Annotated in this window: 16 protein-coding genes; all 16 read left to right on the top strand. The window is 37.2% G+C overall.

Annotated features, from left to right (window positions below; all coding sequences use genetic code 11):
* Positions 1 to 126 precede the first annotated feature (126 nt).
* The 16 genes from FH508_RS20000 (at position 127) to hisG (ending at position 16,155) form a co-directional block, all read left to right on the top strand.
* Positions 127 to 831, top strand: a complete 705-nt coding sequence (locus FH508_RS20000; protein ID WP_173479429.1) for a response regulator transcription factor — start codon at positions 127 to 129, stop codon at positions 829 to 831.
* Positions 832 to 1,815 carry a sensor histidine kinase gene (locus FH508_RS19995; RefSeq protein WP_173479430.1) on the top strand — a complete coding sequence of 328 codons (984 nt, stop codon included), beginning with the start codon at positions 832 to 834 and terminating at the stop codon, positions 1,813 to 1,815.
* A gap of 12 nt (positions 1,816 to 1,827) precedes the next feature.
* The gene (locus FH508_RS19990) at positions 1,828 to 2,259 is read left to right on the top strand and encodes a hypothetical protein (RefSeq protein ID WP_173479431.1); all 432 of its coding nucleotides are present in this window, start codon (positions 1,828 to 1,830) and stop codon (positions 2,257 to 2,259) included.
* A gap of 12 nt (positions 2,260 to 2,271) precedes the next feature.
* Positions 2,272 to 3,048 carry an ABC transporter ATP-binding protein gene (locus FH508_RS19985; protein WP_173479432.1) on the top strand — a complete coding sequence of 259 codons (777 nt, stop codon included), beginning with the start codon at positions 2,272 to 2,274 and terminating at the stop codon, positions 3,046 to 3,048.
* Positions 3,020 to 4,960, top strand: a complete 1,941-nt coding sequence (locus FH508_RS19980; protein ID WP_173479433.1) for an FtsX-like permease family protein — start codon at positions 3,020 to 3,022, stop codon at positions 4,958 to 4,960. The genes FH508_RS19985 and FH508_RS19980 overlap by 29 nt, the downstream gene beginning before the upstream one ends.
* Positions 4,961 to 5,101: 141 nt before the next feature.
* Positions 5,102 to 6,652, top strand: a complete 1,551-nt coding sequence (locus tag FH508_RS19975) for a fatty acid--CoA ligase family protein (protein ID WP_139860777.1) — start codon at positions 5,102 to 5,104, stop codon at positions 6,650 to 6,652.
* A gap of 342 nt (positions 6,653 to 6,994) precedes the next feature.
* On the top strand, positions 6,995 to 7,639 hold the full coding sequence (locus FH508_RS19970; RefSeq protein WP_370635742.1) for a VTT domain-containing protein: 645 nt from the start codon (positions 6,995 to 6,997) through the stop codon (positions 7,637 to 7,639).
* A 300-nt stretch (positions 7,640 to 7,939) separates the two neighbouring features.
* Positions 7,940 to 9,169 carry an EAL and HDOD domain-containing protein gene (locus FH508_RS19965; RefSeq protein WP_173479434.1) on the top strand — a complete coding sequence of 410 codons (1,230 nt, stop codon included), beginning with the start codon at positions 7,940 to 7,942 and terminating at the stop codon, positions 9,167 to 9,169.
* A gap of 166 nt (positions 9,170 to 9,335) precedes the next feature.
* A complete protein-coding gene (locus tag FH508_RS19960; protein ID WP_139859781.1) occupies positions 9,336 to 10,184 on the top strand; it encodes a YitT family protein in 849 nt (282 codons plus the stop codon).
* Positions 10,185 to 10,235: 51 nt separating this feature from the next.
* Positions 10,236 to 10,565 (top strand): cytochrome c551, encoded by a 330-nt coding sequence (cccB, locus tag FH508_RS19955; protein ID WP_139859783.1) that lies wholly within the window; start codon positions 10,236 to 10,238, stop codon positions 10,563 to 10,565.
* 225 nt (positions 10,566 to 10,790) lie between these two features.
* On the top strand, positions 10,791 to 11,726 hold the full coding sequence (hprK, locus tag FH508_RS19950; protein WP_139859785.1) for an HPr(Ser) kinase/phosphatase: 936 nt from the start codon (positions 10,791 to 10,793) through the stop codon (positions 11,724 to 11,726).
* A 30-nt stretch (positions 11,727 to 11,756) separates the two neighbouring features.
* Complete coding sequence (gene lgt, locus FH508_RS19945) at positions 11,757 to 12,578, top strand: prolipoprotein diacylglyceryl transferase (RefSeq protein ID WP_139859786.1); 822 nt, start codon at positions 11,757 to 11,759, stop codon at positions 12,576 to 12,578.
* Positions 12,579 to 12,590: 12 nt separating this feature from the next.
* Complete coding sequence (gene ppaX / locus FH508_RS19940) at positions 12,591 to 13,232, top strand: pyrophosphatase PpaX (RefSeq protein WP_173479435.1); 642 nt, start codon at positions 12,591 to 12,593, stop codon at positions 13,230 to 13,232.
* Between the two features lie 4 nt (positions 13,233 to 13,236).
* On the top strand, positions 13,237 to 13,779 hold the full coding sequence (locus FH508_RS19935; RefSeq protein ID WP_173479436.1) for an acyltransferase: 543 nt from the start codon (positions 13,237 to 13,239) through the stop codon (positions 13,777 to 13,779).
* Positions 13,780 to 14,366: 587 nt separating this feature from the next.
* Entirely contained in the window at positions 14,367 to 15,539 is a 1,173-nt protein-coding gene (locus FH508_RS19930; protein ID WP_173479437.1) for an ATP phosphoribosyltransferase regulatory subunit, read from the top strand.
* The gene (hisG, locus tag FH508_RS19925; RefSeq protein WP_173479438.1) at positions 15,532 to 16,155 is read left to right on the top strand and encodes an ATP phosphoribosyltransferase; all 624 of its coding nucleotides are present in this window, start codon (positions 15,532 to 15,534) and stop codon (positions 16,153 to 16,155) included. The genes FH508_RS19930 and hisG overlap by 8 nt, the downstream gene beginning before the upstream one ends.
* Positions 16,156 to 16,164: the final 9 nt, after the last annotated feature.

The following is a 16,164-nucleotide window of genomic DNA, read 5'->3' as shown; positions in this document are numbered from 1 at the left end:
AAACATGCTAAACACCCTAGTAAGGGAAATTCGAAGCTACTTCTGTAATCACAGTAGAAAAGGGCACGCGCAATTATGGCGCGTAGCCTTTTTTTGGTACAATATACGATAGAAAGGAGTGTCGGTATGGAGAAGCATCGAATATTTATTGTCGAGGATGATGTGAAGATTGCATCATTGCTTGCAGAAACATTAAGAAAATATCAATACGAAGTGGAAACAATTCAAGAATTTGACCATTTAATCGAAGAGTTTACAACTTTTAATCCACATATGGTATTGCTTGATATAAATTTACCAGCGTATGACGGCTATTACTGGTGTCGTCAATTACGTCAACATACAACATGTCCAATCATTTTCATTTCAGCGCGATCTGGAGAAATGGATCAAATTTTTGCGCTTGAAAATGGGGGTGACGATTTTATTACTAAGCCATTCAATTATGAAATTGTTTTGGCTAAAATCCGTAGTCACTTGCGTCGGACATATGGCGAATATGCAGCTAGGCAAGAAGAACGGACAATTAAGCAAGGGCAGCTTGTATTGCATCTAGAACGTATGGAGTTGCATAAAAATGACTTAGAAATTCCATTACAGAAAAAAGAATGTATTATTTTAGAATTATTAATGGGCCATGCACCAAAAGTAGTGGCGCGCGAGCAACTGTTAGAGGAACTTTGGGACGATCAGGCATTTGTCGATGAAAATACATTGAATGTTAATATGACACGTGTACGTAAAAAGCTAGCGGATTATAATATTTCATCATCAATTGAGACAGTCCGTGGTGCAGGTTATCGCTTTATTTTAAGTGCAGGTGAGCTGTAAATGGGCTGGAAACTATTTTTGCGGGATTATGCAACATTTTTTATATTTCAGCTAATATTAGTTGGTTTTATTATGGTGTTGTATTGGCTCGATGGCTTCCGTAACGTTGATACTGCCATTTACTCTGTAAGTATTAGTTTGGTATTGCTATGCTCTTTTCTACTTATTCGTTATTTAATGCGTCAAAGCTATTTGAGCAAAATATTGCATCTTCCAAAGTCTATGGAGGACGTGCTTCAAAAAAATGCTAAGACACCAGAAGCGATGCAAGTGGAAAAATATATGCATGAATTGTATCGTCTTTATCAGCATGAGCTTCATTCTTTGTATGCTAGCCAAAAGCGACACGATCAATTTATGAATCAATGGGTACACCAAATGAAAACGCCTATTTCCGTTATCGAGATGCTATTACAGGATGAGCGTCCTCTCGATAAAAAGAATGTTCAAGAGGAAATCGATCGCTTACGAAGAGGATTGGATATGGTGCTTGTCAATGCACGACTCGAAAACTTTGAAGAGGATATGCAAGTAGAACAAATACCGTTAAAATCGATTGTCACTGCAACTGTTAATGAAAATAAACGTTTATTTATAACGAATAGAGTTTTCCCAGAAATCCATATTGATGATGACATGATTGTAGCAAGTGATTCAAAATGGCTTCGCTTTATTATTGGGCAATTCGTAACAAATGCAGTGAAATATACGTTTGAAGAAAATAAAAAAATTGTGATGTCTGCCATTAAAAAGGATGATTATATTCAGTTAGCAATTTGTGATGAAGGTATTGGTATTCCAGCTTCTGACCTTTCACGCGTGACTAAAGCCTTTTTTACAGGTGAGAATGGACGTAAAACTGGGGAATCCACAGGTATGGGCTTATATTTAGCAAAGGAAATCTGTGAAAAACTAGGGCATCAATTAGACATTACATCTGAAGTAGGTAAAGGTACAATTGTCACCGTGACTTTTACAAACTAGGGGGAGCAAAAAATGGGAGAAGTACGTTTGGATGATTGGGTATTAAATATTGAATTAGAAAAGACGAAAAATTTGTATGACTTACAATTAGACGTTTGTGACTGTTTGTTTTGTGAAAATTTTCGTCAGGCTAGCCTATTACTTCAGGATGAGGTAATGCATTTTTGCAATGCGCTTGGGCTAAACTTACATAAACCATGCCTACTCAATGCTTTGCCAATAGAAGGTGAGCAAGTCATGTATAGTGGGCACTATTCAGTTTGTGGCGAAATCATTGAAGGTGAATTAGATGGTTGGGATATGATCGTCGGGGAGCATTGCTTTAGTCTAGTTCAAGAAGAAGCGAACATACCTTCAGCTATTTTAGAGCCACAGTTTCAAATTGGCTTTGAGGTGGTATTTAAATGGCTATTACCAGAATCTATGGAATTAATCGAGAAATAAGGTGGATGAGGCATGCCTATTTTACAAATAAATGATGTGACAAAAGTATATGAGGGAAAGGTTACACATCGTGCACTCAATCAATTAAGCTTTGAGGTTGAGGAAGGTGAGTTTTTAGCCGTAATGGGACCATCGGGAAGTGGTAAAACTACGTTACTAAATATAATTTCTACAATTGACGAACCAACAAGTGGCGAAATTATTTTAGACGGCATGAACCCTCATAAGCTAAATGCTACTGAACTAGCTTATTTTAGAAGAAGACAGCTTGGCTTTGTTTTTCAGGATTTTAATTTATTGCATATGCTTACTGTCGAGGAAAATATCGTGTTGCCATTAACGCTTGATCAGCAGCCATTAGAAGTAATGGAAGCGCGTCTTGCAGGTATTATAGAGAAGCTTGATTTAGCTTCTTTCTTGCACAAGCGTCCAAATGAAATTTCAGGTGGACAAGCGCAAAGAACAGCGATAGGGCGAGCACTAATTCATAACCCAAGTCTTATTTTGGCAGATGAACCGACGGGGAATTTGGATTCGAATTCTTCTCGCGATGTACTTGAACTATTAACAAAAATTAATAAGGAAAAACAGACGACAATCGTGATGGTGACCCATGATCCGATTGCAGCAAGTTATTGTGATCGTGTGCTATTTATTAAGGACGGGGAATTTTTCAATGAAATTTATCGAGATGACCGACGTCAAATGTTTTTCCAACGTATTTTAAATGTATTGAGCTTACTAGGGGGAGGGCAAGTAGGTGACCTTTCGACAATTCGCTTACCGTAATGTCGTACGGAATAGCCGTATATACGGAGCCTTTTTTATGGCAAGCTTTTTTTCAGTAGCCGTATTTTTTATCTATTCAATGTTAATGTTTCATCCAGATATTGAACGTGGCATTTTAGGAGAAGTATCGTTAGTCGGCATGATTGGCGCAGAAATCGTACTTGTTCTCTTCACCTTGTTCTTTTTATATTATTCCATGAGTGCTTTTTTAGAGGCGCGCTCACATGAGTTTGCGATTTTATTGCACCTTGGAATGGAAAAGCGACAAATGAACAAGCTTGTCTTTTTAGAAACAATGATTATCGGTGCAGGCTCTATTATTGTGGGCATTATTTTTGGCTTTTCATTTTCAAAGTTTTTCTTCATGATTGTTCGAGAAATATTGCATTTAGAGGATTTACCGCTTTATGTTTCTTGGCAACCTTTTTTACTTACTATTGGTGTTTTTACGAGTGCCTTTGTCGTTATTTCTATCATTAGCGTGTATTTTACACGTGAGAGAAAACTACGTGATCTTATTAAGGGAAATGATTATATAAATAGCGAAACTAGCTTTTCAAAAGTTCGTGCAACATATGGCATTACTCTTATTTTAGCAACCTATGTGCTGGCATTTATCGTTTCTCATACAACAATGATTGGGCTTACGTTATTAATACCGTTTTTTGCAACTTTCGGAACTTACTATTTTTTTAGTGATTCAGTACCATTCATCTTACAAATTGCACGTGGTAAACGTAAATTTAATTGGCAGCGCTATCGCCTTCTCTCTTTAGCGGAACAAACACATATTATGAGGGATAATGTAAAAATGTTTTTCGTCGTAACGATGGTATCGACGTTAGCATTTTTATCTGTCGGAGTATTGGCTACGATGTCCTCCTACACGACACAATACGATCGATTAAATCCTTTAGGGCTTATTTATAAAGGAGATATCGATAACCCATATGAAGCTACGCACATCAATTCCCTCCGTATCCAATTAGAGGAAAAGGGCTTATCCTACCATTTATCCCGCTTTGTAGTTGTAAAACAAACTTCCTCGTATACACATAATGAGGTTGAAGTATTCCGAGAATCAGATATGAATGTTTTATTATCCTCCTTTAACTATCCATTGATTAATTTAGAATCTGGAGAAGCGGTGTTCATACCATATTCGGAAGAGTCGTTAAAAAAGCTTAAAAATAAAGAAGTCAAAACAGTTTTAGAAGAAAACGAAATACCTATTACGATAGATAGTGTTTACCCTAAAATAGTATTCCCAGGATCAATAGTAAGTGTAAATTCAATTGTCATTAGCGATGAAGACTTTGTGAAGCTTGTAAAGCCAATTACGAGTAACGGTGCTGTGCAGCCAAGCTACCATCTATTTACTTTTGATATTCCACAGTGGATGGAAACAAAGGAAATTGGTAAGGACATAATTGAAATGGCTTCAACCGAATATTTTAACAATATTAAGAAGGGCAAGCATAGCCCATTTTATTTTGAAAATGCAGGATTAAATTATTCTTATATACTAGCTACCTACTCATTATTTACATTAGTTGGTGTTTTAGTGGCGACTGTATTTTTGCTGGCGGCTGGTAGTTTCATTTACTTTAAACTGCATACTTCACTTGAGCGAGAGAAGCGGAAATTTGATGTCCTAAAACGTATGGGTTTAACAGATATAGAGTTGAAAAAGCTAGTCAATCGTCATTTGTTCCCACAATTTTTCTTACCTTGGAGTGTTGCTATGATGCACAGTGCCTTTGCCTTTTTTATGGTGCAAGGCATTTTAAAGGATATTGCTAATATTTCAATTGTTAAAGAAGTATTCTTTGCATTTGGTTTTTTCGTCCTTATTCAAGTCATTTACTTTTACTTAATCCGTTGGCGCTACATCTCACATATCCGTTCTTGAAAATCTGTACAAAAGAGAAAAAAATGAATTTTTTGACGGTAATAATGACATGAAGTAAAAAGACTCATTGTCTTTTAGATATATTTCTTATATAATATTACTGAATAACGATTCATTTTATACGATAAGGGGATGGTGTAATTGAATTTAGTTTCATGTGTTCGTCAACAAGCAGCAGAGCAACCAGAAAAAATTGCGTATCATTTTATGGGGAAAGATACGACGTATGGGGAATTTGAACAGACAATTGGTCGCTTTGCACAGGGGTTACAAGATTTAGGGGTACAAAAAGGGGACCATGTGGCGTTTTTACTCGGCAATACGCCACATTATTTAATTGCTTTATATGCAACAATGCGTTTAGGAGCTACAGCAATACCTGTAAATCCAATTTATACGCCAGATGAGATTTCATATATTTTACGAAATGGCGATGTCAAGGCGGTGATTGCGCTCGATGCACTGCTTCCATTAGTAGAAGTAGGTGTACAAGCCTTTCCAGAAGTTGTGACATTTGTAGTGTGTGAAACAACACCAGATGTGGCTGAAAAAGTAGCTGCTTTATCGGAAGCGGCGAAGGCGAGAACACATTTATTTTCACAAGTCATTGCACGTACATCTGGCTCACTAGAACCAGTGAACGTTGCTGAAGATGATACGGCAATTATATTATATACGTCGGGCACAACAGGGAATCCAAAGGGTGCCATGCTGTCCCACGGAAATGTCTATTCAAATGCGCGTGACGTCTCTACTTATTTAGGATATAGAGCGGATGACCGCATTATTGCAACATTACCAGTTTTCCACGTGTTTGCGTTAACAGTAGTTGTCAATGCACCATTAATTAGTGGAGCAACTGTATTGCTTGCACCACGCTTTAGTCCAAGTGAAATATTCGCATTGGCGAAGGAGCAGCAGGCAACTGTCTTTGCTGGTGTACCAACAATGTATAACTTTTTATATTTATTACCTGAGGGCAAGCCAGAAGATTTTTCGACAATTCGATTAGCCATTTCAGGAGGCGCATCTTTACCTGTCGCACTATTACATAATTTCGAACAGAAATTTAATGTGCGTGTCTCAGAGGGGTATGGTTTATCAGAAGCTTCACCTGTAACATGCTTCAATCCATTAGACAGAGAACGAAAAGCAGGCTCCATCGGGACATCTATTAACAACGTTGAAAATAGAGTCGTAGATATCAACGGAAGAGAAGTCCCTGTTGGTGAGGTTGGCGAGTTAGTTGTTCGTGGGCCAAATGTGATGAAAGGCTACTATAAAATGCCTGAAGAAACGGCCATGGCCATCCGTGATGGTTGGTTATTTACGGGGGATCTTGCAAAAGTAGATGACGAAGGCTATTTTTATATCGTCGATCGCAAAAAGGATATGATTATTGTTGGAGGCTATAACGTATACCCGAGAGAAGTCGAGGAAGTGTTATTTGCACATGACAATATCGTAGAGGCGGCAGTAGTAGGCTATCCAGATCTTAACTTCGGTGAAGCGGTACATGCTTATATCGTGCTCAAAGAAGAGTCGGCATCTACAGCGGATGATATATTAGCATACTGTGCAAAACATATGGTGAAATACAAAGTGCCAAAGGTTATTGAAATCTTGGACGAGCTACCGAAAAATACGACAGGTAAAATTTTGCGCCGCTCATTAAAGGCGACAAAAGTATAAGATATTTATAATAGAAATAATGTCCACCACAGAAAGTTAAGTGGTGGGCTTTTATTTTATAATTGGTTTGAGAATTGTTTGAGTGACTGGCACTCCACGGGGAGAATTCAGAATTGTTTGGGTGCCTGACACTTAAATGGTACTTAAATAAGTTGAGTGCATAGAGCTGTAGTGATAAAATCAGTCATGTGTAAAACTTCTACATACTTTAAAAGGGCTTGTCATATAGTAGGGGAGTAGTAACTTGTATACTCTGTTGTATTGATTTGGAACCCTTTTGTGCGTAACAACGTCCAAGCTTTTAGGAAAAATTAAATTGAAAGAGAGCATACAAAAACAATGATAGGACTCATTCAAGAGTTATTTAGTTTTATAATGCATATTGATGTGCATTTAGAAGAAATTATTCGTGATTTTGGTAATTGGAGCTATCTCATTTTATTTGCAATTGTGTTTGTCGAAACAGGTGTTGTTATTTTTCCATTTTTACCTGGTGATTCATTGCTGTTTGCTAGTGGTACATTAACAGCCGCAATGGGTGCCTTTGATTTATGGGTTCTAATTCCTGTATTTTTGGCTGCAGCAATTTTAGGAGATACAATGAATTATCATATAGGTCACAAAGTTGGCACTTCAATTCCACCTAAGAGCTTTTTAGGCCGAATTGTTAAAAAGGAACGTATGGAGGCAGCGGAAAAGTTTTTTAACACACATGGTGGGAAAACAATTGTGATTGCTCGATTCATGCCTTTTATTCGTACGTTTATTCCATTTGTTGCAGGGGCAAGTAAGATGCACTATAGCTACTTTTTACTGTACAATATTGTAGGTGCAGTTTTATGGGTATTCAGTTGTACATTACTTGGTTATTTCTTTGGTAATATCCCTATTATTAAAGATAACTTCTCGGTCGTACTTATTTTAATTATATTTATCTCAGTCGTACCAGCAGTTATCGGCGCTTTTAAATCTAAATTTGGGAAATAAATCGATACTTAAGAGATGATTCTCTGAAGTATGGAGACTATAGACAACTTGAAAATTTCAAGTTTATCTATAGTCTTTTTTATTTAACTAATGTGCTTCTTGCAAAAGAAATATTCCGAAAGGATTATCAAAAATGTATTATTTAAAACGCCATTAGTACATAAGTAATAAAAAACCAATTGTATAGGTATATGTTAGTTGAAGAATAACAATCAATTAATATGTTGCTGAAAAAATAAGCGTAAGGTAATGAAAGGTGCTATAATAATTACTAGAAAATGGTGAATTGGAGGCAACGAAATGGAAGTATTTATCGGAAGACAGCCAATCTTTAATCTTCACGAACAGGTCGTTGCATATGAATTGTTGTATCGAAATAAAAATGTAAATTCATTTCCTGATGTCGATTCGGATGCTGCAACAGTAGATGTGTTAGTGAACTCATTTTTATCAATTGGTATCGATGAGGTGACGAAAGGTAAGCCTTGTTTTGTTAATTTTACGGAAAACCTGATTATGAGTTCAATCGTTGAATTTTTAAATCCTTCTCAAATAGTAATTGAGATTTTAGAGGATGTACCACTAACACCAAAATTAGTTGAGCGTGTCATTGAACTGAAGGCGCATGGATTTAAAATAGCTTTAGATGATTTTATTTTAAACGAAGATGTACAAGTTTATGAAAAACTTTTCCCACATATTGATTATATAAAAGTGGATTTTTTATTTTCCTCTTTGCTTGAACGAATGGAAATTGAAAATATGGTAAAAGAAAATTTCCCCCATATTAAATTGCTTGCTGAAAAAGTAGAAACACAAAAGCAATTTAAAGTAGCTAAGCATTCAGGTTATGAGTTATTCCAAGGTTATTTCTTTGAGCAGCCTCAAATCATTAGAGCAATGGATATACCTGCAAATGCTATTCAATATTTTCATATAATTTCTCTTTTGAAAGAAGAGGAGCCGAATGTTCATCTGTTAGCGGAAAATATAGAACGGGATATATCGTTGACGTATAAATTATTACAAATGATTAATAATTCTAATAGACGATCAAAATCTAAAGTACGTTCAATTAAACAAGCTATACTACTACTTGGTTTAGCCAATCTTCGTAAGTGGATCTATTTATTAGCTTTGCGTGAGTTCGATGGTAAAACAGATTCAGATCTTTTCCAAGAATTAATGCGTACATCATTGTTCAGAGCAAAAGTTTGTGAAAAATTAGCAAAACTATCATATAAGCAAAACTTTTCAGAGTACTTTTTAGTTGGGATGTTTTCATTAATTGATACGATATTACAAAGACCGATGAGTGCAATTTTACAGCAATTACCTTTTTCAGAGGCAATTACGGAAACAATTTTAGGTGGACAAACTGAAATGACCCCCTATTTAGAATTTAGTATTGCTCTAGGTAAATTAGATTGGGAACGCCTAGAAGAATTAGCACCGCAAATAAATATCGAAATGACAAGTATTGATCTTTTATATAATGAAGCTTTAGAATGGGCAGAAACATCATTATAATTAGGGAAAAACTACAGAAACTAAGCTACCGATGTTCACAAGGTAGCTTTTTTTGTTTGTTAAGTCGAGTTTCTCTTCATCAAGATGAAGTTCTCAACATGAAAACTATTTGCTATAATCATGTCGTCTTTAGAAAAATTCTGATAGTTGAAGTGGGCGTGAGGAAATGAATCAAACACAAGATGTAAAGGCAAGTATAGTGGAATATGTGTATGTAATTGTTGGTGCCGCTATTGTGGCAATTGGTTTTAATGTATTTTTACTACCAAATCAAGTAGCTTCAGGAGGCGTTAGCGGTATAAGTACCATTTTACATGGCTTATTTGGCTGGAATCCTGGACTAGTACAATATGCATTTAATATCCCGTTGTTTTTAGCTGGAGTTCTAATACTTGGTAAAAAGTTTGGCGTAAAGTCTTTTGTTGGCACAATAACGTTACCGTTTATCGTCTTATTAACGAATAATTGGGAACCTTGGACGGATAACCCTTTACTCGGTGCGCTTTTTGGTGGAATTGTTGTTGGTTTAGGAATAGGACTAGTCTTTAAGGGGAATGCTTCTACTGGTGGCACTGATTTACTAGCTCAAATTATTACAAAGTATACCGGTTTATCGCTTGGTACAAGTGTACTATTAATTGATGGAATTATCGCGATTAGTGCAGCAATTGTTTTTGACTTAGAAAAAGGACTCTATGCCTTAATCGGCCTTTATGTCACAACGAAAACGATTGATATCATTCAGCTTGGATTTAGCCAATCGAAAATGGTGTATATTATTACGTTGAAACAAGATGAAGTGCGTGATGCCATATATGCTGAAATTGATCGTGGCGTGACAAAATTGCCTGCAATTGGCGGTTATACAGGAGAAGCACGACCAGTTTTAATGGTTGTTGTCTATCAAACAGAGTTCACAAAGCTGAAACAACTCATTAAAAGCGTTGATCCGTCTGCGTTTGTCATCGTTTCTGATGCTTACGAGGTGTTAGGTGAAGGTTTCAAGCGCGCATAAATTTGGTATAATAGCAATGGTAAGATATTCATTTACTTAGGAGGGGTACTAATGAAAAAAGCAATGTTAACATTAGTGTTCGGTTCAGCAATTTTCTTAGCTGCATGTGGTGGCGGCGGAGATAAAAATAATGCTACGGGTAATAACGATACGGCTGCTGAACCAGACGGTAAAGCTATCGCAATGAAATCATGTGTTTCTTGTCACGGTGGTGAGCTACAAGGTATGGGTAATACACCTGCACTAAACAATGTAGGTTCTCGCTTATCGGAAGAGGAAATTTTAGATGTAATTAACAATGGTCGTGGGGCAATGCCAGCTGGACTTATTAAAGGTGCAGATGCTGAAGCTGTTGCCAAATGGTTAGCGACTCAAAAATAATCAAAGCTAAAAACTAGCGGTTCTGGAGACCGCTAGTTTTTCTATTTAATACATGTAAATAGTATAACTCTCATTATTTTGCACTTGTTTGTTACACCACCGTTTAGAAGAAAGTATAATGGTGTTACTAAATAAACATGCAAACAAGTGTAAATTCATTTCTTTTATACATAGGCATGCTAAAATAAAACAATATTCAATTCGTTTGAATGGAGGCTGCACACATTGGTCGTAGTATTGACAAGGGATGTAATGGAAAAATTTAAATTAGAACTATTAGGCGGCGAGGAAGGTATAGGAAGAACGATTACTACAAGTGATATTTCTAGACCAGGGTTAGAGATGGCTGGGTATTTTACGCATTATCCTGCAAATCGAGTTCAATTGCTAGGGAAAACAGAACTTTCCTTTTTCGAAATGTTACCAGCAAATGTTAAACTAGAGCGCATGCGTTTACTATGTTCACAGGATACACCTGCGATAATTATCTCCCGTGACCTAGAAGTACCTGAGGAGCTAATTCAAGCCTCAAACGAAAAGCATGTACCTGTATTTAAAACACATATGACGACAACGAAATTTTCGAGTAGGCTAACCAATTATTTAGAGGGGCGTTTAGCACCTATGACAGCGGCACACGGTGTGTTAGTTGATGTCTATGGCATTGGTGTGCTTATTATCGGAAAAAGTGGTGTTGGGAAAAGTGAAACAGCGCTAGAACTAGTGAAAAAAGGACATCGATTAGTTGCAGATGATTGTGTTGAAATCCGTCAGGAATCAGAGAACTTTTTAATAGGTAGTCCACCACCTTTATTAGAGCATTTATTGGAAATACGAGGGATCGGTATTATCGATATTATGACACTCTTTGGAGCAAGTGCCGTACGACCATATAAACGTATTACTTTAATTATTGAGTTAGAGATTTGGGATCCTGCCAAAGTATATGATCGTTTAGGTTTAGAAGAAGAGAAAATGAAGATAATTGATACAGAGCTGACAAAACTAACAATCCCAGTTCGACCTGGACGAAATGTATCCGTAATTATCGAAGTGGCAGCAATGAATTACCGTTTGAAAAAAATGGGTGTCAATGCAGCTGAAGAGTTTTCACGACGTTTAGATGAAGTCATTTCTTCAACAGATGAATTAGACGATTAATAAATTGTTAAATATTGAAAGGAGTTAAAGATGGATTTATTACTTTTAGACATTAACCCGATTGCCTTTCATTTAGGGCCAATTCCTGTACGTTGGTACGGACTGTTAATTGTATCGGGGATTATTTTAGCATATTTTGTTGGACAACGAGAGGCTGTAAAACGCGGTTTGCCCGAGGATTTTTTAGCTGACTTGTTATTATGGGCAGTACCGATCTCAATCGTTTGTGCACGCATCTATTATGTTTCAATGCGTTGGGATTATTATAGTGAAAATCCAGGCAGCATTATTCAAATTTGGAATGGCGGTATTGCTATTCACGGTGCGCTAATAGGTGCATTTGTGACAGCTTACATATTTACTCGAAAAAAAGGGGTAAGCTTTTTACGCGTGGCAGATATTCTAGCGCCAAGTCTATTAATTGGACAAATTATTGGTCGCTGGGGCAATTTTATGAATCAAGAAGCATTTGGTGGACCAGTGTCACGTTCGTTTTTAGAAAACCTAATGCTTCCAGATTGGATTATTAATCAAATGTACATTGAAGAACTTGGAACATATGTACATCCTACGTTTTTATATGAATCTGCATGGAATTTTGTCGGTTTATTAATTTTACTGGCATTACGGAAAGTGAATTTAAATCGTGGGGAAATTTTCTTTGGTTATTTAATTTGGTATTCAATTGGTCGTTTCTATATAGAAGGTTTACGTACAGATAGTCTATATTTAGTTGGAGATATAAGATCAGCGCAGGTCGTTTCAATTATTGGTATTGTCATTGGCCTTGGAGCAATTATTTACCGACGATTGAAAGTTAAGCCAGCAGTGAAATATTTGGACAATAAGTAAGGAGTGTAATGTATGGCTGTAAAAGCATTACTTTTTGATTTTGATGGAACACTATTAAATACAAATGACTTAATTATTCAATCATTTATGCATGTTTTAGAAGAGAGATTTCCCGGGCAATATTCGCCAAAAGATTTCCTAAAATTCATGGGTCCGTCATTAAAACAAACATTTAGTGATTTAACGCCAGGCGAAGAAGAGGAAATGATGGCAAAATATCGCGCTTGGAATGAACCACACCATGATGAGCTTGTAACAGAGTTCCCAGATGTTGTGTCAACGTTAGAGCAATTAAAGTCAATGGGTATTAAATTAGCCATTGTCTCAACTAAGCGTAATGGTATGATTGATCGCGGCTTGAACATTTTAGGTGCTAGACATCTATTCGACGTGATTGTGGGGACAGATGATGTGCAAAACGTGAAGCCAGATCCAGAGCCTGTCTTACTTGCCCTATCACGTCTAGGTGTAGTAAAGGAAGAAGCCATTATGATTGGTGATAATTCTCATGATATTGAAGCTGGTCATAATGCGGGAGTAAGAGCTGCAGGTGTCGCATGGTCAATTAAAGGTGAACAATATTTACAGCAGTTTAACCCAGAGTATATGTTGCAGCATATGAACGATTTACTTGATATTGTGAAAGAGGGGTAAATGCATGGCGCGTAAAACAGAAAGATATCGTGTCGAAGGAGCAAACTCGCTATGGAATGTCTATGATACGGTGTCCTTTTGGAAGGTGATGAAGTGCTTCATTGTCATTCAAATTGGACGCTTCACACCATTTTTACGCGTGAAGAACTGGCTGTATCGCACATTTTTAAAAATGAAAATCGGTGACCAAACATCTATAGCCTTAATGGTCATGCCAGATACGATGTTTCCTGAGCGTATCCATGTCGGCAATAATACTGTCATTGGCTTTAATACGACAATATTAGCACATGAATACTTAATTGAAGAATATCGTCTAGGGGATGTCCATATTGGCAATGAAGTGATGGTAGGTGCTAATTCGACTATTTTACCTGGCGTGACAATAGGAGACGGAGCCATTGTGTCAGCCGCGACACTAGTACATAAGGATGTACCTGCAGGCTGTCTAGCAGGTGGTAACCCGATGCAAATTATTTATACAGCAGAACAGATGGCGGAGCGCAAACAGAAGGAAGATGTGCAATGGTGTACACCGAAAAAGTGAAATAATGAGGCTGCGACACAATTGCGCCGAGGTGTAATTGATAAACAGGGACAAAGGTGTTCGTAAATTTTACTATTTTTCTGAAGGAGAACTTAGCTATTCATTCTTTGGCAATAGATAAAATCTAACGGTGGACGGGTTCTCGGCACTAATGCAATTTCCACGCTACCATGTAATATTTAATTACTAAGTAAAAATCCACGTAGACTCCTGCGGGAACAGCACATGTTGTAAGACGCAACAGACCGCGCGACAGCGAGGGTTGCGGCTTACACTGTGCCCGCGGAAAGCATCCGCCGTAGCGGACATCAACGGCGTTGGAAAAAGTGTTAGATTGATTGCAGTCAATCTAACACTTTTTCTTTTGTACTAGCTATTTTTACGTTATTCAAGCTGTGTGATAGAGATTGATAAAAGTTCCACTTTATATAAATAGGTGTATAATTAACTGAATAATAAGTAATTAAATCTTTAGAGAATTCAGTGCGTAATATATTGACTGGATAAAAGGAATGCGTTAAAATACTTTCATATTCTAATTCTCTAGCACTCTAGTGAATTAAAGTGAAATGTGAGGAAGTGTCAACATGTCAGCGATTAAAATGTTTGAAAAGCCACTTGGTATGCGCGATAAATTTCCGCAAATCTATGAAAAAGTAGAAGCTGTAAGACATACAGGTCGTAATTTTTTACGCTCAAGGGGCTATGAATTTATAAAAACGCCTACAGTAGAGTATTTCGATACAGTAGGTAAAGCATCGGCAATTTCCGATGCGCATTTATTCAAGCTTGTAGATAGTCAGGGCAATACGCTCGTCCTACGACCTGACATGACAACGCCGATTGCTCGAGTAGCTACTTCAAAATTATTAAAAGAAATGATACCGTTACGCTTAGCTTACTTTGCTAGTGTATTTCGTGCACAGGAAACAGAAGGTGGACGGCCAGCAGAATTTGAGCAAATGGGTGTTGAGCTAATCGGTGATCATTCGGTATTTGCGGATGCTGAGGTAATCGCTACAGCAATGGAACTGTTAAAGCAGTTTGGCATTGAAAACTTCAAAGTAACCATTGGACATGCAGGTGTCTTAAATTGTATCTTACAGGACTATACAGAAAGTACCGAACAACAAGATGCACTACGCACTTTGCTTGTACAGCGTAACTACGTAGGCTTTGAAGAGGCAGTGGCATCATTTGATTTACCAAAGACAAAATCAGATGCATTGCTACAATTTATTGAAGAGGCAATGACCTTAAAGGAAATTCGAGATATTGAAAAATATGTGCGTAAAAATGACGCATTAGACTATATGCAACAGCTTGCAAAATTGTTAGAAGTTGCGGACTTAGCTCAATATGTTGCGTTTGATTTTACACTATCAAGTCATATGAGCTATTACACAGGCATGTTATTTGAAGTGTTTGCCTCAGGCAGTGGTTTCCCTTTAGGCAATGGAGGACGCTATGATGGACTGCTTGAAGTCTTTGGCTCAAAAGTGGGGGCTACAGGTTTTAGTATTCGTGTAGATAGACTATTAGAAACGATAACAGCACAAGCTTTGCAAAAGGAAGAAGCTATTGTTGTGCTATTTGAGGAAGAAGACTTTGAGGAGGCTCTTGAAAAGATAAAAGCTTTAAGAGCAGCGGGAAAACAGGCGACATTGCAGGTAAGAAGTAGTTTAGTTGATGAAGCAGCCTTTTTAACGCATTTTACTGAGGTAGTTGTTGTTGGACAGGAGGAAGTTCGCGGTGAATGAATTAACAATTGCTATGCCAAAAGGGCGTATTTTTGAAGAGGCATACCAAATGCTTATTGATGCAGGCTTTAATTTACCAGAAGAGGTCGAGATGACACGTAAATTAATGATCGAAATTCCTGAAGAAAAAATTCGTTTTATATTAGCAAAACCTATGGATGTTCCTGTATATGTCGAGCACGGTGTTGCAGATATAGGCATTGCAGGAAAAGATGTTTTACTGGAACAACAGCGAGTTGTCCATGAGCTCCTTGATTTAAGAATAAGTACATGCTATATCGCATCAGCGGGTTTACCTAATACGACAATGAACGAAATTGCACCACGCATTGCGACAAAATATCCAAACATTGCGATGAAATACTATAAAGGTATTGGCGAGCAAGTAGAAATTATTGAATTAAATGGGTCGATTGAGCTTGCACCGATGATAGGCTTAGCAGATCGCATTGTCGATATTGTATCAACTGGACGTACGCTCAAAGAAAATGGCTTAGTCGAGTATGAGTTTATTACGGATGTGTCATCGCGCCTAATCGCCAATCCAGTAAGCTATCGAATGAAAGGTGATCGCATCATTGACCTTGTAAAACGTTTGAAAAATTGTGTCGACTAATAAAAGTTT

It is taken from the genome of Lysinibacillus sp. CD3-6 (assembly GCF_006351725.2).
Taxonomy (GTDB): Bacteria; Bacillota; Bacilli; order Bacillales_A; family Planococcaceae; genus Lysinibacillus.
This window is presented reverse-complemented; position numbering and strand designations above follow the sequence as displayed.